This window comes from Fangia hongkongensis FSC776 = DSM 21703 (assembly GCF_000379445.1).
Lineage (GTDB): Bacteria > Pseudomonadota > Gammaproteobacteria > Francisellales > Francisellaceae > Fangia > Fangia hongkongensis.
In genome coordinates this window covers 63066-81031 of sequence record NZ_KB902262.1, presented here as the reverse complement: position 1 = coordinate 81031, position 17966 = coordinate 63066, and the positions used below count along the sequence as shown (strand labels likewise).

The following is a 17966-nucleotide window of genomic DNA, read 5'->3' as shown; positions in this document are numbered from 1 at the left end:
TGTTGAAGCAGTTTTTGATAGTTTTGAGTCATTGGGTTGCAGGTAATAGCTCGGACTATTAGCAATATCTGATGACTCAAAAGAACAAGAAATTCAATGGCAGAAATAGGGTAAAATGGTTTGCGGGTGGTATAACTGGATGTCGGTAATTAAAAGATCAACAATATACAAAATAATCCACAATTTTACCTTGTTATTTAATAGGTACAGCGTTATATTGTAATTAAAATAATTAATCAAATGATTAAATCATGAGTAAAGTTATTTATATCCCAAGGCGCTGCACAGCCACCCCTAAACACATACAACTTATCAAAAATTATGCAAACAGACAGCATTGCAAACTGGAAATTCATGTCCTTTTACAAATAGCACCATATGCATCAATTATACATGACTTTGAAAATACGAAACACTCCTTCTGTCAGGAATGGACAAAAAAAATAGGACAAGAAAACTGCTCTTTCACAATTTTTGATGTTACGGTTTTTTATTTTGAGACAGTCAAACAACTACTCCAACAAGAAAGTACTAACTGCATAATTTTTGACTCTAGAACAAACTATTTCATGACACAATGCATGAGATGGAAGAAAAAACCAAAATTGATATTCTCGAATGATTTATTAAAAGGAGAAGATTTTGGGAAACAAGTTACAACCAAAATGTCATAAAAAATGTTCCCAAAAAATTAAAAAATAAGCTTAATCTGCAACTTGAACGTTAACAGCTTGTGGACCACGACGTCCATCTTCAACATCAAAAGTAACACGTTGTTGATCAGCAAGTGATTGTAAACCACCTAGCGCTGTCACGTGTACAAATACATCCTTTCCACCGTTATCCGGCTTGATAAATCCAAATCCCTTTGTTTCATTAAAAAACTTCACTTCGCCTGTTAGCTGCGACATAACTTTACTCTCTTATTAACTTAAATTGAACGTATATTGACCGAAAAATCCTTTAACATATTGGTCACCCAATGCGCTTAAAGTTTCAACAGCCAAAGAGAGTATATCAGTGTTGGTAAAAAATTACACTTAGTTTTACCGATGATCTTTACATTTTTTCAGGAATGTCAATACCCAAAAGGTTGAGCACAACTTCAAAGTGCGCCAGCGTCAGCATGCAAAGCGCTATCCTTGCATTTTTTAAATCCAGATCACTTTCGTTGGCAATCGGAGAATCTGCATAAAACTTATTAAAGACTGATGCCAGATTGTAAGCATAGTCACATAAATGGTGCGGCTCACACTTTTGATAAGTTTTCTCAACGGCGCTCGGTAAGGATGCAAGTGTAAGTTGAAGCTTAAGCTCTGACTCACTTGTCGCCGGGGAAATTTCAGCTTCGGTTACTGTACCAACTTTACGCAAGATGGATTTAATGCGCACAGCTGAGTACAGCAAATATGGACCTGTCTTACCTTCATATTGAGAGAATTTGTCCAAATCAAATATATAATCAGAAGTGTAGAGGTTTGACAGATCCGCAAATTTCACCGTTGCTAAAGCAACTTTATTCACAATGTCTTTTGCCTCTTGCTCACTAATGCCTTCAATATCTCTTAATCCAGCTCGTGATTTAGCCTCATCGATCAAAGTACTTAAACGCATTACCCCTCCTGATCTTGTCTTAAATGGCTTGCCATCTTTACCATTTAAAGTACCAAAACCAATATGCACCAGTTCGGCATCTTGTGCGATACCCATTTTTTGCGCTGCCGCAAACACCTGTTTAAAGTGTAGCGACTGTCTCTTATCAACGACATAAACAATTTTTTGTGCATTCTCATCTTTAACGCGCTCTAAAATGGTTGCCAAATCTGTTGTGCCATACATCACCGCACCATCGGATTTTACTAAAATAAGTGGTGGGGTTTTATCACTTTCATTTCTAGCAACTGGCACAATAATGGCACCTTGGCTTTTCTCAGCAACCTCTTTTTCAAGTGCTTCATTTACCATATCATGAATTAAAGGTTGAACATCACTTTCCCCCTTCCAAAGATCAAAATGAACGCCAAGCTCACTATAGTCTTTTTTAAGCGCAGAAACTGATATATCAACAAAATGTCGCCATAATGCAAAATAACCTCTTCGCCCTTGCTGTAAATCAGCTGTTGCTAAACGAGCTTTTTCAAGTTCTCCCTCATCCTCCTTGCAGCGCTTCGAGGCACGCGGGTAAATCTCAGATAACTCATCCACTGTAACAGGAGATTCTTTGGGATACTCACCGGTAAAATCAGGATCAAAATAAGGTAAATCTGGGTACATCTTACGAATCTCTTCGATCAACATCCCCATTTGCGTACCCCAGTCACCAAGGTGAACATCACTTAAAACCTCATCGCCACAAAAACGATAAACCCTTTGTAAACAATCACCAATCAGTGGCGAGCGAATATGTCCAATATGAAGCGGTTTAGCGACATTTGGTCCACCAAAATCAAACATGACTTTTGTTGGCGTTTCTACTTGTTTACACCCTAGATGTTTTAACTTGGCAGTTGCCGCTAACCATTTAGCAATAAACCCATTTGTTAAGGTGATATTAATAAACCCAGGTTTAACCACTTCTATAGTTTTAAAGATTGACTCATTTGCTAGACACTCAACAATACGCTCTGCAATGTCAAATGGTGCTTTTTTTGCTATCTTTGCCAACGGCATTGCGCCATTACATTGAAACTGGCTAAGTTCAGGTCTTGCTGAAACTTGCACTTTAGCATACTTTTGATCAAACCCAAGCTGATCAAACACACAAGCAAACAAATGGCTCAAATAGGCCTCTAAATTACCATGTTTCTCTATAAGAGACTCAAGATCAGGAGTATCAAAAACGGCTTTAGTCATGATATTAATCGTTTATTTTCGTTTACAAAATTATAAAAAGTTGAGCCATTATACCACTTGTATATTATTTTGGAGATTTTAATTCTGTGGTTTTAAAATCCACTTCAACAAATATTGCATCAGTCACCGTAAACAATGCTATACCACTCGCGAATCATTTTGCGGTGTTTAATGTTGAAGAAGTTTTTGATAGTTTTGAGTCATTTGGTTGCAGGTAATAGCTCGGACTATTAGCAATATCTGATGACTCAAAAGAACAAGAAACTCAATGGCAGAAATAGGGTAAAATGGTTTGCGGGTGGTATATTAGCCTTTCTACTGGCAGCAGCTGTCCAAACCAAGTTACAACTGAGTGATAAAAAAATAAAATCAAACTCTGGTTGCAATCTAAATAAAGTTGTTTATAAATAGGCACATATTAATCATACAGCAAATTAAAAGATGTTCCGCCGAGATAAAATACTTGCGGCCTGGATTTGTTTTCTGGGTGGCTTTTTCGTGTTGTACCAATTTTTAATTCAAGGATCAACAAGCTTAATGGTTCATCAACTGATGGATAACCTATGCTTGAACTTAACACAAATTGGCTTTTTATCCTCTGCGTTTTTTTATCCTTATATTTTGTTGCAGATTCCATCGGGGATTCTTGTCGACAAATTTGGTCCCAAAAAAACACTCTTTGTTGCGACAGTTATTCTTGCACTTAGTACCTTTGCTTTTTCCTTTTCTGATGGCTTTATGAGCGCAAACCTCTCTCGAATCATCATGGGAATTGCCAGCGCCCCCGGCGTTGCTTGTGCTATGTTTTTAGCCGCAAGATGGTTTCCGAAACACTTTGCTATTGTCGCAGGCCTTCTTGAGATGATGGGAATGTTAGGCGGCGCACTTGGTGATTTCTTCTTAGAAATGTGTATTCATCAATATGGCTGGCGTGTCGCGATGATTATAAGTGCGATCATTGGTATTATTCTAGCTATTTTAATCCTCATTTTTGTTCGTACCAAATCAAATAGTAAAGCAGAAAATGTCCCCACAAAAAAACAAGATCCGCATACTATAAAGCACTTTGTTGTCTTGATTAAAAATATTGAAGTGTGGAAACATTGTCTTTTTGGTGGATGCATCTTTGCCATTATCAGTGCATTTGCCTCACTTTGGAGTATTGGCTTTTTGCAGGCTCTCTATCCAGATCATATGCACAGCGCTTCATTCGCCACAGCTTTCATCTTCATTGGTGCGGCCATTGGGGCAGGTTTAAGTGGCTATCTTGGCAATAAATTTGGCTGTAAAATCATCATGCAGCTCTTTAGTATAGTGGCTCTTATTGTCTTTATTATTCTTCTTTATATTCCTGTCAGTTTTATCATGGTCAATGTTTTACTGCTTATTTTAGGTGTAAGCTCTGGTGCTTATATTTTGCCTTTTGCCAGCATCGAAGCAATTGCACATAAAGATGCTCAAGGGGTTGCCATGGGATTTACCAATATGATTATCATCGGACTTGGTGGCCCCATACTACAACCTGTTATCGGCTGGATTCTTGGCTGGTATCAAAATGCATTTGCCTGTAATGCTGATTCAGTTCAAAGCTTTCAAAGTGCACTTATGCCTCTTCTTATCTGCCTTGGAGTTGCTGTGTTATTGAGCTTTTTCGTAAGAAGGAGAAAACAGCATGCCTAAAACAGCCAATACATCACCCTCTCACACGAGCGGTTATCGCTTTTTATGGTTTCTTATTGTGCTGTATGTCACCGTTCTTTTAATGTCAAACTGGTATGATGCACGCATTATTTCTATTTTTGGCATTAATACGGATGCTGGGACACTGATTTTCCCGATTAGTTTTCTCTGTGCAGATATTATTACCGAAGTCTATGGTTATAAACGTGCACGTATGGCAATTTGGTGCGCTTTTTTGCTTAATATGCTTTTTTTACTCTTTGGCATTCTTATTGTCAATCTTCCCTCACCTGAATTTGCAACCAGCACCAATCATGCCTTTGATATGATTGTTAGCATGAATATCTGGATTATTATTGCCTCTGTAGTCAGCTATTTTTGTGGTGAGCCCTTAAATGCACTTTTGGTTGCCAAATTGAAGCTTCGCTTTCAAGGAAAGTATATGCCTGTGCGTTTTTTCCTATCAACCTTTATTGCCGCCTTTATCGATAGTTTTATCTTTAGCTTTATTGCGTTTGCACATATTTTTAGCATTAAAACGATTATCACACTTGCCATTACAATGTGGTTAATCAAGGTCTGTATTGAACTTATTGGATTGCCATTTTCTGTTTATTTATCCAAACGTTTAAAGCGCGCTGAGCGTACTGATATCTATGATAGCGACACCCAGTTTAGTCTCTTTTCACTTGATGATCGCTACACAAAAGAAGCCAACCACTACCAGTAACATTTGAAAAAAAATTACATAGCGCTACTTTTCTTTCAAAATATTCCGCGCTAATATAATTTCTCCAATACAATTTATTTGCAGGGACTCGGGGAATTATGAAACATAAAGTTGGACTCTTTTCGGCTGTCGCCATTCCGGTGACATCTATGGTTGGTTCTGGATGGCTATTTAGCGCACAATTAAACGCACAGCTTGCGGGAAATTATGCCTTTATTGCTTGGATTGGTGCAGCGTTTATTGCGCTTATTGTTGGGCTTTGCTTTGCAAAGCTCTGTGCACTTTATCCAGAGCGCGGATTAAATGCTAAATGTGTTTCCATTAGCCATGGAAAAGACTTTGGCATGGTGTTTGCATTTGCCATTTGGTTTGGGCTTTTAGCAATGATCCCAACTGAAGCACAGGCGACGGTACAATATTTAAGCCCTTTTATTCACTTTACAACCCTCTATGAAGGCGCCTCTTTGACAGCTAGTGGAAAGCTATTTGCGATTATTATCCTTGCTGTTTATTTTGCCATTAACTATTTTGGCATTAAGCTTCTTGCCAAGGTTAATAACGTTGCAACGGTGTTTAAAATTGCTATTCCTATTTTAACCATCATAACGCTATTAGCAGCACATTTTGATACAACCAATCTTGATTTAGCGGTAAATAGTTATACCGCAGGTTCAATCAAAATAGCCCTTATTGGCGCAGGTCTTGTCTATGCATTTAATGGTTTTCAGGTCGTGGCTTCTTTTGCCAGTGAAATCAAAGACCCTGAAAAAACCATTCCACGTGCCATTATTATTTCTATCGCCATCACTTTAGCACTTTATATGCTTTTACAGCTTACCTTTATGACATCACTACCACATGATGTTGCTTCCAAAGGATGGGCTGCACTTAACTTCTCAAGCCCACTTGTAAATTTAACAATGCTTCTTGGCTTGAACCTTCTGACTATTTTACTGATTGCTGACTCAGTGGTAAGCCCATCTATTACCGGTTTAACCTACCTTGGCTCTTGCTCAAGAATGCTCTATGCAATGGCAGATAAAGGTCAAATGCCAAAATGGATTGCAAAAATCTGTCCAGTGCATCATCTATCAAAGCGCTCACTAACCATCAACTTCATTATTGGCATTATTATCCTTTTCAACTCTAGTAGCTGGGCATCATTGATGGTGATTACCACTGCGTTTAATGTCATAGGTTACATGGGTGCACCACTTGCACTATCTGTGCTTGTTAGAAACTCGCTTAGAACAAAACTTGCCACCTTGTTTGTATTTGTCTGCCTTGCTCTACTAATGAGCACATTACCATTTGATGACTTTTTACTTAGCAACCTTGTTGTCACTGTCATGATGGTCATTTATGCAGCATTACAATACCGCCAAGGCAGCTTTAACCCATATGCATTATTGTTTGTATTGTTCTTATGGATTACGATGCTGGTTGCAGCAAGCTCACTTGCTGTTATTGCTGTTGCCTGTGTATTTTTTGTCATCATGAGCCATGAGAAGTTTCTACAGCGATTGGAGCACACTATTGTTGGCTTTCAAGGGGACACCGCAAAGCCTTAGATGTAGCTCCATCACAAGCATAAGCCACTTAGCAAAAAGAAGTTGATAAAAACGCTTTGCATGCAGCCACTGATTTTTATACTAAATTTGATATAATGTGCTTAGTCTAAAATTAAATCAATACAATAGAAAATGACAAAACACTTTGATGTTATCGCTTTAGGTGGCGGCAGTGGCGGGATCGCAGCTGGCGTTCAAGCTGCACGCTTAGGAAAAAAAGTGGCGGTAGTTGAATACAAAGATTTAGGTGGCACTTGCGTGAATCGCGGCTGCGTACCGAAAAAGGCAATGTGGTATGGTGCCAATCTTGCACATTTACTCAAACATGATTTCAAAGGGTATGGCTTTGACGTTGAGTATAAAGGCTTCAACTGGAAAGTATTAAAAGAAAAACGTGATCAATATATCCAGAACATCCATAACTTTTATAACAAGCTATTTCAAACACAAGAAGTAACTCACTATAATAACTGGGGGAAACTTCAAGATGAGCACAGTGTTGTTTTAGATAATGGTGAAATTATCACTGCTGATTATATCTATCTCTCTCCTGGCGCCCACCCAATCATACCTAAAGATATTCCGGGAGCTGAATTGGGTATTACTTCAGATGAGTTTTTTGAACTTGAAACACAGCCGAAAAAAGCGGTTGTTGTTGGTGGAGGATACATCGGTGTTGAAATTGCCGGCGTTTTTCATGAGCTCGGCACTGAAACAAGCTTGATTATCCGACGTGATAAGCCCCTAAAAGAATTTGATGAAATGTTATCTGACACACTTTTGGAGTCTATGAAGCTGCTTGAGCTTAATGTCAAAGTAAACACAAATATCAAGCATATAGAAAAGCAAGCTGATAATACACTCACCATCACACTTCACACAAATGAAATCATCTCCCATGTCGATTGTTTAATTTGGGCAACAGGGCGTGCACCGCTTACTGGTGACCTTGGACTTGAGAATACCTCTATTACATTAAAAGATGATGGCACTATTCCCATTGATGCTTATCAGCAAACAACTTCGAAACATATCTTTGCTTTGGGTGATGCAACTGGGGCTGCTCAACTGACGCCAGTTGCTATTGCTGCAGGTAGAAGGCTTTCAAGGCGATTATTTAATAATGAAAAAGATCTCAAGCTCAACGCCTCACTCATTCCAACTGTTGTGTTTTCACACCCAGCTATTGGCACAGTTGGTTTAACAGAAAAAGAAGCGCAAGCACAATATGGCAAGGACAATATTAAAATCTATCAAAGCAGATTTACGCCACTTTTTTCTGCCATTTCAGGCTTTAGAATGCCTACAGTGATGAAATTAATTACCGCAACAGAGAAAGAGAAAGTTGTCGGCTGCCACTTAATTGGACTTGATTCAGATGAAATATTACAAGGCTTTGCGGTTGCTATCTCTATGGGAGCAACCAAGAAAGACTTGGATGACACTATTGCAATTCACCCGACAAGTGCAGAAGAGCTTGTAACTATGCGCTAGGAATATCAACATGGCTGATAACAAGTCCAATGAAGCAAAAGAAGTTCGCCTTGACAAGTGGCTATGGGCTGCACGCTTTTTCAAAACAAGACAACTTGCAAAGGAAGCGATTGAAGGCGGGAAAGTGCACTATAATGGCACGCGAAGCAAGGTAAGCAAAAAGGTCGAAATTGATGCTGTCATCGACATCAGGCAGGGCTATGATATTAAAACTATTGTTGTCAACGCCCTATCAGATAAGCGTGGACCTGCCGCCAACGCACAGCTTCTTTATCAGGAGACTGAAGATAGTCTCGCCAAAAGAGAGAAAGAGGCGCTCTTGCGTAAATTAAATAAGGCAAACACCCCCAATCCTACTAAGCCAACCAAAAAAGAAAGGCGCAAAATTATTTCCTTTAAACAACAAGATTAGAAGTTTGCCAATGTTACGCTATGATCATGCGGCTCGGCAGGTTTTGTTTTATTATAATCAACCTTCTTTTGCTCAAAAAGTGGCTTCTTTTGATGTTCTAATGGCTTATTGGTCACATTAACGGTTGAAGTAGCAATGCCAGAGGCAAAGCCAAAGGCGACAGTTAAAAGCAAAAAACAGGCCAAAATGCGATAGATATTAACTATGCTCATCATATTTATTATTCTCCTCTTATGAATGTCTAAATGATATTACAGTGATCCTGATTACAAAGACAAAATCAATATAGGCGCCATTGTAGGTAAAATATCTTTCACTTCATAGCGTATTGAATACGTAAAAACTTACAGCGTACGACGATAACGCTTAATACAAATAATCCCCACTATTAAAATGAAAATCAAAATCGGCCAAATACTTGAAAATAAGGTTTCAAAAGTATTCCCCTTAAGAATAATGCCTCTAATAATCCTTAAATAATGTGTTAGGGGTAAAATCTCTCCAAGCCACTGCGCCCATTTCGGCATGCCATAAAATGGAAACATAAACCCAGAAAGCAAAATGGAAGGTAAGAAAAAGAAAAAGGTCATTTGCATTGCTTGCAGCTGTGTTTTTGCAATAGTTGAAAAGGTGATTCCGACAATTAAATTTGCGATAATAAAGGGGAAAGTTACAACAAGCAGCAATAGCACACTGCCTAAAATAGGGATGGAAAATAAAACCTTTGCTGCAAAAACAATGAGCAATAATTGAATATAACCAACGATGATATATGGTGTAATTTTGCCAAGCATAACTTCCAGTGGCGTGACAGGCGTTGCTAACAGCGATTCCATCGTTCCTTGTTCACGCTCACGCGTAATAGCAAGACCTGTGATCATCACCAAAGTCATCGTTAAAATCACACCAGCAAGCCCCGGAACAATATTATATTGCGTAATTTGCTCAGGGTTGTAACGATTATGGACAACCACATTAAAAGACGATGATTTATTCTGTAAATAGGCTAGGCCATTTTTCTCAAATGTATCTTTAAACACATGACCAACAAGATATTCAACCGCACTCACTGCTGCTGCAGAAGCTGATGGGTCACTCCCATCTGTAATCAAAAGCATATCTGGCTTTTCACCACGAATCAGTTTTCTGGAAAAATTTGCAGGAATCTGAATAATAAACTGCACCTTTGCCTCTTGCATTAATCGATCTGCTTTGGCAACTGAAATATGATTATGCTGTATGTCAAAATACGAGGAGTTTTGAAGTGCAGTAACTAAGGTGCGCACCTGTGGTGAGTTATCTGCATTAATTAAGACCGTTGGCAAATGCCTTGGATTGGTGTTAATAGCAAAGCCAAATAAAATAAGTTGAATAAGCGGAATGCCAATCACCATGCCAATTGTCACTCGGTCTCTAGCCATATGAATAAACTCCTTTATTGCCAGAGCAAGATAACGCGAGACACTAAAATTAATGATCATTTTCATGCAAAGTTATCCTTATTCTCCTGCATCAAATGAATAAAGACATCTTCAAGTGATGGTGTAATTTGACGCCACTTGTAGCCTTTTGCAAAGCGCTCAATAATAAAAGTAAGGTTTTCAGCTGCAGGAGCACTGACATGAAGCTCAAGACCAAACGCACTGACTTGTGATATTTCCACACAATTTTCTAATGCTTTAGCAAGCCGATTTAAATTATCCCCTGAAACTAACCACGTTTGAATTCCAGCAGACTCAATGACATCCTTACAGCTTCCTTTTATCAACATATTCCCATAAGCAATATAAGCAAGCTTATTACAACGCTCAGCTTCATCCATATAGTGTGTACTAACAAGTGTTGTTATCCCTTGTGATGATAGTCTGAATATTTCATCCCAAAAGTCTCGCCTAGCCTTTGGGTCAACCCCTGCTGTAGGTTCATCAAGCAATAATAGATCAGGGTTGTGAATTGTTGCCACACCAAGCGCAAGACGCTGTTTCCAACCACCTGAGAGTGTCCCAGCTAATTGTTTTTTCCGCGCCTGACCAATTTCTAATTGCTCAATCATTTCCTTTACTTTTCTTTTTTTATCTTTTACCTGAAACAGCTGAGCAAAAAATTTTAAATTCTCCTCTACTGTTAAATCACTGTAGAGTGTGAATTTTTGAGTCATATAACCAACTCGCTGCTTAATCATTGCACTTTGCGTTTGAATGTCATAGCCCAAACAAGTCCCAGTTCCACTATCAATAGGCAATAAACCACAAATCATACGAATAGTTGTCGTTTTCCCAGAGCCATTTGGACCCAAAAAACCATAAATGTCTCCCTTTTCAACCTTCAAAGAAATATTGTTCACAACCTTTTTACCATAAAAGCTTTTATTGATATTTTCTACATCAATAACCGTTCTCATGAAGTTTTCTCACTTGAAAGATACACACTCACCGGTTGACCGGGGTGCCAGATATTCTCTTGTGATTTCATGATTTTAGCCTCTATTCTATAACTTAAGTCTTCTCTTGCATTCTCACTGTAAATAACAGGTGGCGTATATTCTGCCTCTGGTGAGATAAAGCTAACCTCTGCCAAAAACGTTTTTTTCACACCATCAATCTGAAAAGAAACTCTCTCTCCAAGTTTAATACGATGCAGTGCCTTCTCTGACACATAAAAAATAAGTTTGATCTGATTTGGAACCAGCAAAGACAATACCGGAGAGAATGCCTGTACTTGCTCGCCTGGCCAATAATACGTATCAAAAACACGCGCATGCTGAGGAGAGGTAACTTTCGTTTGCGCCACATTCCAGTTTGCAAGCTGCACTTCAGCATTTGCCATATCCATACTTTTTTTGGCGCTTACAATCTCATTCTCTCTGCCTTTTTTGAGCTTATAAATACTGAGCTGCTGCTCAAGTGAGCTTAAAGACTTTCTTGCTTGCTCATATTGTGACTTACTTAAATCATAATCTTCTTTTGAAGTGTTACCATCAGCCAATAGCGCCTTTGAGCGCTCATAACTTTTTTCCAAATAAATCAGATTTGCCTTTTCTTCTTCAATATCTGCTTTAGCTTGATCTATATAAGGCTTACGCTTTGCTGTTAGCAAATCTTCGTAACTGGCTTTTTTTGAAAGATAATTTTGCTGATCTGCAAGTCTTTGCAGTTGATACTGTGTGGGATCAATAGTAAACAACAACTGGCCTTTTTTAACTTCTTGGCCACGCGACACCATTAATTTCTTCAGCGCACCGGAAACATTATTGGCAGAGATATAAGTTAAATTCGCCTCAATATAGCCTGGAAGCGGTTTTTGATCTTCACTGAACTCCCGCCAAATAAGAAAACTGATAATTACAACAACCACTAATAAAATAGTAATCACTTGGATATATTTTTTCACTTAACGCTTTACACTCTGACAAACCCATAAGACAGAGTATAACTAAGTTATAATTTAGTTGGCAATCGTTATACACTACCGCCTGATAAACATAAGTTTAGAGATACCAAACCAAAGATAAATATAACTGAAAAAGCACAAATAGCCTGTAAACACGCCCAAACGATAATTGAAATTCACCTCTTGAATTACCTGATTGACATCAACTGAGTCAGACTGCATCACATAGTTTTGCAGATAGGGAATATATAAGCTTGTATACAATACAATCAGGCTAAACAAAATAAGCAGAAAGCCTGCGATAATAAGTGATTTTTTGATATTGGGTTTTGTGAGTTCAATCACCCTTTTAGGGATAAAATAACCAAGGATAATAAACTCAAATCCATATGAAATAATTAAAAGCACTGCCCTTAAACTGAAATTAGCATTAATCTCAGGACTGAGTCTAATGGCAGCCCAGCTGATAAGCGATACAAGAAGAATTGCTACTGCCACTTTTGATCTTAGAAAATAGGCAAAGTAGATGCAAAACGCCAAATAGAACAACAGATACATTTATGCTATCCACATTTGGAATAGCCACAGCTTAAACAAGTCATACAGCCATCCATTCTCACCATCGCTTTTGTGCTGCACTTGCTACAAAGCTGAGACTCTGGCGGGAAACCACCACTGTTATCATTGCTGGCTTGTTGCTTATTTAAAAACTCTTCTTTTTTGCTTGCAATAAAAAGCTGTTGCTCCTCATCCAGTTCATCATCTGGCAACATTCCAATTTTTTTCAAGTGCTTTTCTATCACATCACCAATCTCTGAAACCAAAGAAGGGATATATTTCCCGCCACGTTTAAAATAACCCCCATTTGGATCAAATACAGAACGAAGCTCTTCAACCAGAAAAGTAATATCGCCACCCTTACGAAATACCGCAGAAATAATCAACGTCAATGCAATGGTCCATTGAAAATGTTCCATGTTTTTTGAGCTCAAAAATATCTCAAACGGCCGTCTGACTTCATGCTCAGTTCCTTTATTTAGCACGATATCATTAATCGTCACATAAAGTGCATGTTCTGCTTGTGGCGGCTTGATTTTATAAGTCTCGCCAACCAGTGACTCTGGGCGTTTAATATCTTCATTCATCTGTTGATGTCGTTTTTCTTTTTTCTCAGCGGTTACTTTTGTTAATTTTTCTTTTTCATTAACAATTTTAAAGCCGGTGATTTTTTTTTCAATTTTTACAGCCATTTCTCTACCTTTATATCACTTCAATTCACAATTAAAACTTGCCGTAATAGCCTTCTTTTAGCGCATCATACAAGTTCGCTGCCGTATGCTCTTCCCCATCATATTCAATCATCTCATTCCCTTTTAATTCAAGAAGAGACCCATCTTCCAAAGTAAAGCGATAGGTTGTCTTGGCAAGATCTTCTTCCTTAACCAACACCCCTTGGAACACCTCCGGGTTAAAGCGAAAAGTTGTACACCCCTTAAGCCCCTGATGATATGCATATAGATAGATATCCTTAAACTTGCCAAAAGGAAAATCTGTTGGGATATTTGCAGTTTTAGAAATACTGGAGTCTACCCATATTTGTGCAGCTGCCTGAATATCGACATGCTCTTTTGGCGTGACATCATCTGCAGCAATAAAATACTCTGGCAATTTCTCGCTGTCTTCTTTTGCATGAGGCATCGCTTCTTGATTGATCAAATGTCGATAAGCCAAAAGCTCATAAGAGTACACATCCACTTTTTCTTTCGTTTTTTTACCTTCTCGAATGACATTACGTGAATAATGATGTGCAAAGCTTGGCTCAATACCATTACTTACATTATTTGCTAATGACAGAGAAATGGTACCGGTTGGGGCAATTGAGCTGTGATGCGTAAAACGACAACCATATTCACAAATATCATCAATAATGGAGATGTCTTCTTTGGCGATGCGCTGCATATAACGAGAATATTTCGCATGCAGTGTGCGCCCTTTTAATTTATCACCCACTTTCACTCCATCTGCGGACATCTCTGGGCGAAGTCTTAGAAACTCTGGTGTCACTTCATAATCTTTCTCAAGCACAGGCGCACTGCCTTTTTCTTTAGCAAGGGCAACGCCTTCACGCCAGCCTTCTAACGCCATCTGCTTTGCCACCTCTTCAGTAAAATCAACAGAGGATTTAGAGCCATATTTCATTCTAAGCATGCTTAAAGTTGAACCCAGCCCTAAAAAGCCCATTCCATGACGGCGCTTAGAGGTAATCTCTTCACGTTGTTTTTCTAATGGCAAACCATTTATTTCAACCACATTATCAAGCATACGAGTAAATATACGAATGACTTTTTTATAGTTTGACCAGTCAAATTCAGCCTTATCAGTAAAGGGGTGTTTTACAAATTTAGTTAGATTCACCGAGCCTAAAAGACAAGACCCATAAGGTGGAAGCGGCTGCTCGCCACAAGGGTTTGTTGCACGAATTGTCTCACAAAACCAGTTATTATTCTCTTCATTAACCTTATCAATCAAAATAAAACCAGGTTCTGCATAATCATAGGTTGACGACATAATCATATCCCAAAGTCGTCTAGCTTTAATCGTATTATAAACCTTACACGCAACCAATCCTGATTCATCGGTAATATAGCCCTCTTGAATTGGCCATTCACGCCATAAGACTTTCTTCTTATTTTTTAAGTCAATTTTATGCGCTGTTTGTTCCGCCTCTGTCATTGGGAAAGCAAGCTGCCATGGTAAATCATGCTCAACGGCATACATAAAATCTTTTGTAATTAATAACGAAAGATTAAACTGTCGTAATCTACCATCTTCACGTTTCGCTCGGATAAAATCAAGTACATCAGGGTGACCCACATCAAATGTGCCCATTTGTGCACCGCGTCGTCCACCGGCAGAGGCGACGGTAAAACACATTTTATCGTAGATATCCATAAAAGACAGTGGCCCTGAGGTGGTTGCTCCAGCCCCTGCAACAAAGGCCCCTTTTGGTCTGAGCGTAGAGAACTCATAGCCAATACCACACCCTGCTTTTAATGTTAATCCAGACTCATGTACTTTTTGCAAAATATTATCCATCGAATCATGAACTGTCCCTGATACAGTACAGTTAATTGTCGAGGTTGCAGGTTTGTGCTCAAGCGCACCTGCATTTGAAATAATTCTTCCTGCTGGAATTGCGCCATGTCGGAGCGCCCAAAGAAAGCTCTCATAGCATTTTTTTCTAAGCGCTGGCGTTTTTTCCACATCAGATAATGCTTTGGCAACACGCTGATACGTATGATCTACATTTTCATCAACGGCTTCACCCAATCTTGTTTTTAATCGGTATTTACTATCCCAAATATCCAAAGATGCTGGTTGTAACTCCAAATCAACTATCGCTTCACGTATAGACATAATTACACTCTATTTGTTTATTGCCCACACCAATCACACATTCAGTTGCAACTGACGTTCCCATCTATCTGATTATTTTAACGATTTTTTCTGAAAATACCCCATGACTTTTTTGCATATATTTTTTTAGGTCCACTTGACTTAACCACAGCGCCTTTGGTGTGGCTGTTTTGTCATAAAATTCCATTTGAAAAATAAATTCAAACACCCTATAGTTAAATTCGTGTGAACGTCTTACATCAATTGTAAATTGTTATTGTGCGCTTATAACGTACAACAATTCAGCAGTTTGCAATTAAAGTCTAAGTTCTTTAGGGAGGGAATATGACAGATCATAAGCTAACGCGTAATATTTTATTGGGAATGATTCTAGGGGCTATTGTTGGGCTAATATTTCATCCTTTTTCCGATATATCATGGGTCAATGGCTATGTTACAAATGGCATTTTATTTATTGTTGGGGCTATCTTTGTCACCCTCATGAAGATGCTGGTTGTGCCACTTGTTTTTGTTTCAATTGTGTGTGGCGCCAGTAATGTCACTGACCCAAAATCTCTTGGGCGCGTGGGTGGAAAAACCATTGTGCTTTACATCATGACAACTGCAATAGCCATTGCCCTTGCGGTGATTATCTCATTGTTACTTAAGGTGGGACATGGGGCAAACATTCCAACAGATGGCAACACCTTCAGCGCCGCTCAACCACAGTCCCTAACTCAAACCATTATCGGTCTATTCACATCCAATCCATTTGATGCTTTTGCTAAAGGAAATATGCTGCAAATTATTGTGTTTGCCCTTATGTTTGGCATTGCTATTAATCTGACGCAAGAATCAGGATCAAGAGTTAAAAAATGGTTTGATGACATGAATGAAGTGGTTATGTCATTTGTAAGAATTGTCATTGCCCTTACGCCATATGGTGTCTTTGCACTTATCGCCAAACTTGTCATTACAACCGAGCTATCGAAGTTCTTATATGTCTTTGGCTACTTCTTCACAGTAATACTGGTGCTATTTATCCATTTATTCTTTACCAATGGTATTATTTTATCGGTGTTTGCCCGGGTCAACCCATTTATCTTTTTCAAGAAAATGCTACCCGTGCAACTTTTTGCCTTTTCAACCGCAAGCTCAAATGCAACACTACCGATTACACTTAGAACCGTTGAAAAAAATCTGGGCGTTGATAATAAGGTGGCAGGCTTTACAATACCACTTGGGGCAACACTTAACATGGATGGAACTGCCATTATGCAAGGGGTTGCAACGGTGTTTATCGCCCATGTTTATAACATTGATTTGAGCTTAACTCAGTATCTAATGGTTATTTTAACCGCAACATTAAGCTCCATTGGAACTGCTGGTGTTCCCGGAATCGGTCTTATTACACTGACGCTTGTTTTAACACAAGTCGGGCTGCCTGTTGAAGGCATTGCGCTTATTATCGGAATCGATCGAATCTTAGATATGATAAGAACCGCTGTGAATGTAACAGGTGATGCTGCGGTTACGACACTTGTTGCTAAAACTGAAAAACAGCTCGATGAAAAAACCTTTCAAACAAGCGCTGTAAAATAAGCTATAAGTGGTATATACTGAGCCCATTAATTGCTGAGACATTGCAACCAAAAATGACAGATAAAACAACTAAAACCAAAGATACAGATGAACAAACAACACACTTTGGTTTTGAAGAAGTAAAGTGGCAAGATAAGCAAACAAAGGTTGCAGAAGTCTTCCACTCGGTTGCCAGCAAATATGATATAATGAACGATGTGATGTCGCTTGGTATTCACAGGCTCTGGAAGCGTTTCACCATTTCAAAAGCAAATATCCACCTAGGCGCGCGTGTGCTTGACATTGCAGGTGGAACAGGTGATTTGTCTTATCAATTTACGCAAAAAGTTGGCGAAGATGGTCTTGTTATTCTGAGCGATATCAATGCTTCAATGTTGAATGTAGGTAAAGAAAAACTGACCAACAGAGGCTGTGTTGGCAATATTCAATATGTTCAAGCAAATGCAGAAGCACTTCCATTTGGAGATAATTATTTCGATTGCATCAGCATCTCATTTGGACTTCGAAATGTCACTGATAAGTCAAAAGCACTTCACTCTATGTATCAGGTATTAAAACCCGGCGGAAAGCTTCTAATTTTAGAGTTTTCAAAGCCACTTTTGCCACTTTTAAGTCAGGTTTATGATCAGTATTCTTTTAAAATATTACCCATTCTTGGCAAACTTATTGCACAGGATGAGGACAGCTATCGCTATTTAGCTGAATCTATCCGCAAGCACCCTGATCAAGAAGCATTAAAATCAATGATGCTTGAAGCTGGCTTTGATAAAGCGCAATATCACAACCTTACTGGAGGCATTGTTGCCCTACATATTGGTTACAAGTATTAAAGGTGCTA

Annotated in this window: 18 protein-coding genes; 9 read left to right on the top strand and 9 right to left on the bottom strand. The window is 38.7% G+C overall.

Annotated features, from left to right (window positions below; genetic code table 11):
• Positions 1–251: 251 nt before the first annotated feature.
• Complete coding sequence (locus tag A37Q_RS0108740) at positions 252–674, top strand: hypothetical protein (RefSeq protein WP_018299898.1); 423 nt, start codon at positions 252–254, stop codon at positions 672–674.
• A gap of 30 nt (positions 675–704) precedes the next feature.
• Here the strand turns inward: A37Q_RS0108740 and A37Q_RS0108735 are convergent, their stop codons facing one another.
• Both A37Q_RS0108735 and argS read right to left on the bottom strand, forming a co-directional pair.
• On the bottom strand, positions 705–911 hold the full coding sequence (locus tag A37Q_RS0108735) for a cold-shock protein (RefSeq protein ID WP_018299897.1): 207 nt from the start codon (positions 909–911) through the stop codon (positions 705–707).
• 148 nt (positions 912–1059) lie between these two features.
• On the bottom strand, positions 1060–2853 hold the full coding sequence (gene argS, locus A37Q_RS0108730; RefSeq protein WP_018299896.1) for an arginine--tRNA ligase: 1794 nt from the start codon (positions 2851–2853) through the stop codon (positions 1060–1062).
• Between the two features lie 243 nt (positions 2854–3096).
• On the opposite strand from argS, the gene A37Q_RS16260 reads away from it, so the two are divergent.
• The 6 genes from A37Q_RS16260 (at position 3097) to hslR (ending at position 8740) form a co-directional block, all read left to right on the top strand.
• Positions 3097–3264: a hypothetical protein gene (locus tag A37Q_RS16260; protein ID WP_018299895.1), complete on the top strand. Its 168-nt coding sequence runs from the start codon at positions 3097–3099 to the stop codon at positions 3262–3264.
• Positions 3265–3351: 87 nt separating this feature from the next.
• Positions 3352–4533 (top strand): MFS transporter, encoded by a 1182-nt coding sequence (locus tag A37Q_RS0108720; protein WP_169710271.1) that lies wholly within the window; start codon positions 3352–3354, stop codon positions 4531–4533.
• Positions 4526–5263, top strand: a complete 738-nt coding sequence (locus A37Q_RS0108715) for a queuosine precursor transporter (RefSeq protein ID WP_018299893.1) — start codon at positions 4526–4528, stop codon at positions 5261–5263. Before A37Q_RS0108720 ends, A37Q_RS0108715 begins: the two co-directional genes overlap by 8 nt.
• 98 nt (positions 5264–5361) lie before the next feature.
• Positions 5362–6834, top strand: coding sequence for an APC family permease (locus A37Q_RS0108710; RefSeq protein ID WP_018299892.1), 1473 nt, complete (start codon positions 5362–5364; stop codon positions 6832–6834).
• A gap of 132 nt (positions 6835–6966) precedes the next feature.
• Positions 6967–8328, top strand: a complete 1362-nt coding sequence (gorA, locus tag A37Q_RS0108705) for a glutathione-disulfide reductase (RefSeq protein ID WP_018299891.1) — start codon at positions 6967–6969, stop codon at positions 8326–8328.
• Positions 8329–8338: 10 nt separating this feature from the next.
• A complete protein-coding gene (gene hslR, locus A37Q_RS0108700) occupies positions 8339–8740 on the top strand; it encodes a ribosome-associated heat shock protein Hsp15 (protein WP_018299890.1) in 402 nt (133 codons plus the stop codon).
• Here hslR and A37Q_RS0108695 read toward each other — a convergent pair.
• The 7 genes from A37Q_RS0108695 to A37Q_RS0108665 form a co-directional block, all read right to left on the bottom strand.
• Positions 8737–8955, bottom strand: coding sequence for a hypothetical protein (locus A37Q_RS0108695; protein WP_018299889.1), 219 nt, complete (start codon positions 8953–8955; stop codon positions 8737–8739). The two genes, hslR and A37Q_RS0108695, sit on opposite strands and share 4 nt — an antisense overlap.
• A gap of 129 nt (positions 8956–9084) precedes the next feature.
• Positions 9085–10227 (bottom strand): ABC transporter permease, encoded by a 1143-nt coding sequence (locus A37Q_RS0108690; protein WP_018299888.1) that lies wholly within the window; start codon positions 10225–10227, stop codon positions 9085–9087.
• Positions 10224–11141, bottom strand: coding sequence for an ABC transporter ATP-binding protein (locus A37Q_RS0108685; protein WP_018299887.1), 918 nt, complete (start codon positions 11139–11141; stop codon positions 10224–10226). The genes A37Q_RS0108690 and A37Q_RS0108685 overlap by 4 nt, the downstream gene beginning before the upstream one ends.
• Entirely contained in the window at positions 11138–12130 is a 993-nt protein-coding gene (locus tag A37Q_RS0108680; RefSeq protein WP_018299886.1) for an HlyD family secretion protein, read from the bottom strand. The genes A37Q_RS0108685 and A37Q_RS0108680 overlap by 4 nt, the downstream gene beginning before the upstream one ends.
• A 75-nt stretch (positions 12131–12205) precedes the next feature.
• Entirely contained in the window at positions 12206–12688 is a 483-nt protein-coding gene (locus A37Q_RS0108675; RefSeq protein WP_018299885.1) for a hypothetical protein, read from the bottom strand.
• Positions 12689–12693: 5 nt separating this feature from the next.
• Positions 12694–13380 (bottom strand): TSCPD domain-containing protein, encoded by a 687-nt coding sequence (locus A37Q_RS0108670; RefSeq protein WP_018299884.1) that lies wholly within the window; start codon positions 13378–13380, stop codon positions 12694–12696.
• Between the two features lie 31 nt (positions 13381–13411).
• On the bottom strand, positions 13412–15547 hold the full coding sequence (locus A37Q_RS0108665; protein ID WP_018299883.1) for an adenosylcobalamin-dependent ribonucleoside-diphosphate reductase: 2136 nt from the start codon (positions 15545–15547) through the stop codon (positions 13412–13414).
• A gap of 324 nt (positions 15548–15871) precedes the next feature.
• On the opposite strand from A37Q_RS0108665, the gene A37Q_RS0108655 reads away from it, so the two are divergent.
• Positions 15872–17128, top strand: a complete 1257-nt coding sequence (locus A37Q_RS0108655) for a dicarboxylate/amino acid:cation symporter (protein WP_018299881.1) — start codon at positions 15872–15874, stop codon at positions 17126–17128.
• 53 nt (positions 17129–17181) lie between these two features.
• Positions 17182–17958, top strand: a complete 777-nt coding sequence (gene ubiE / locus A37Q_RS0108650) for a bifunctional demethylmenaquinone methyltransferase/2-methoxy-6-polyprenyl-1,4-benzoquinol methylase UbiE (protein WP_018299880.1) — start codon at positions 17182–17184, stop codon at positions 17956–17958.
• The last annotated feature ends 8 nt before the right edge of the window (positions 17959–17966 follow it).

Excerpts from the sequence above, each read along its gene's own strand:
- A37Q_RS0108740 (WP_018299898.1), top strand. The coding sequence starts at position 252 with ATGAGTAAAGTTATTTATATCCCAAGGCGCTGCACAGCCACCCCTAAA.
- A37Q_RS0108735 (WP_018299897.1), bottom strand. The coding sequence starts at position 911 with ATGTCGCAGCTAACAGGCGAAGTGAAGTTTTTTAATGAAACAAAGGGA.
- argS (WP_018299896.1), bottom strand. The coding sequence starts at position 2,853 with ATGACTAAAGCCGTTTTTGATACTCCTGATCTTGAGTCTCTTATAGAG.
- A37Q_RS16260 (WP_018299895.1), top strand. The coding sequence starts at position 3,097 with ATGACTCAAAAGAACAAGAAACTCAATGGCAGAAATAGGGTAAAATGG.
- A37Q_RS0108715 (WP_018299893.1), top strand. The coding sequence starts at position 4,526 with ATGCCTAAAACAGCCAATACATCACCCTCTCACACGAGCGGTTATCGC.
- A37Q_RS0108710 (WP_018299892.1), top strand. The coding sequence starts at position 5,362 with ATGAAACATAAAGTTGGACTCTTTTCGGCTGTCGCCATTCCGGTGACA.
- gorA (WP_018299891.1), top strand. The coding sequence starts at position 6,967 with ATGACAAAACACTTTGATGTTATCGCTTTAGGTGGCGGCAGTGGCGGG.
- hslR (WP_018299890.1), top strand. The coding sequence starts at position 8,339 with ATGGCTGATAACAAGTCCAATGAAGCAAAAGAAGTTCGCCTTGACAAG.
- A37Q_RS0108695 (WP_018299889.1), bottom strand. The coding sequence starts at position 8,955 with ATGATGAGCATAGTTAATATCTATCGCATTTTGGCCTGTTTTTTGCTT.
- A37Q_RS0108690 (WP_018299888.1), bottom strand. The coding sequence starts at position 10,227 with ATGAAAATGATCATTAATTTTAGTGTCTCGCGTTATCTTGCTCTGGCA.
- A37Q_RS0108685 (WP_018299887.1), bottom strand. The coding sequence starts at position 11,141 with ATGAGAACGGTTATTGATGTAGAAAATATCAATAAAAGCTTTTATGGT.
- A37Q_RS0108675 (WP_018299885.1), bottom strand. The coding sequence starts at position 12,688 with ATGTATCTGTTGTTCTATTTGGCGTTTTGCATCTACTTTGCCTATTTT.
- A37Q_RS0108670 (WP_018299884.1), bottom strand. The coding sequence starts at position 13,380 with ATGGCTGTAAAAATTGAAAAAAAAATCACCGGCTTTAAAATTGTTAAT.
- A37Q_RS0108665 (WP_018299883.1), bottom strand. The coding sequence starts at position 15,547 with ATGTCTATACGTGAAGCGATAGTTGATTTGGAGTTACAACCAGCATCT.
- A37Q_RS0108655 (WP_018299881.1), top strand. The coding sequence starts at position 15,872 with ATGACAGATCATAAGCTAACGCGTAATATTTTATTGGGAATGATTCTA.
- ubiE (WP_018299880.1), top strand. The coding sequence starts at position 17,182 with ATGACAGATAAAACAACTAAAACCAAAGATACAGATGAACAAACAACA.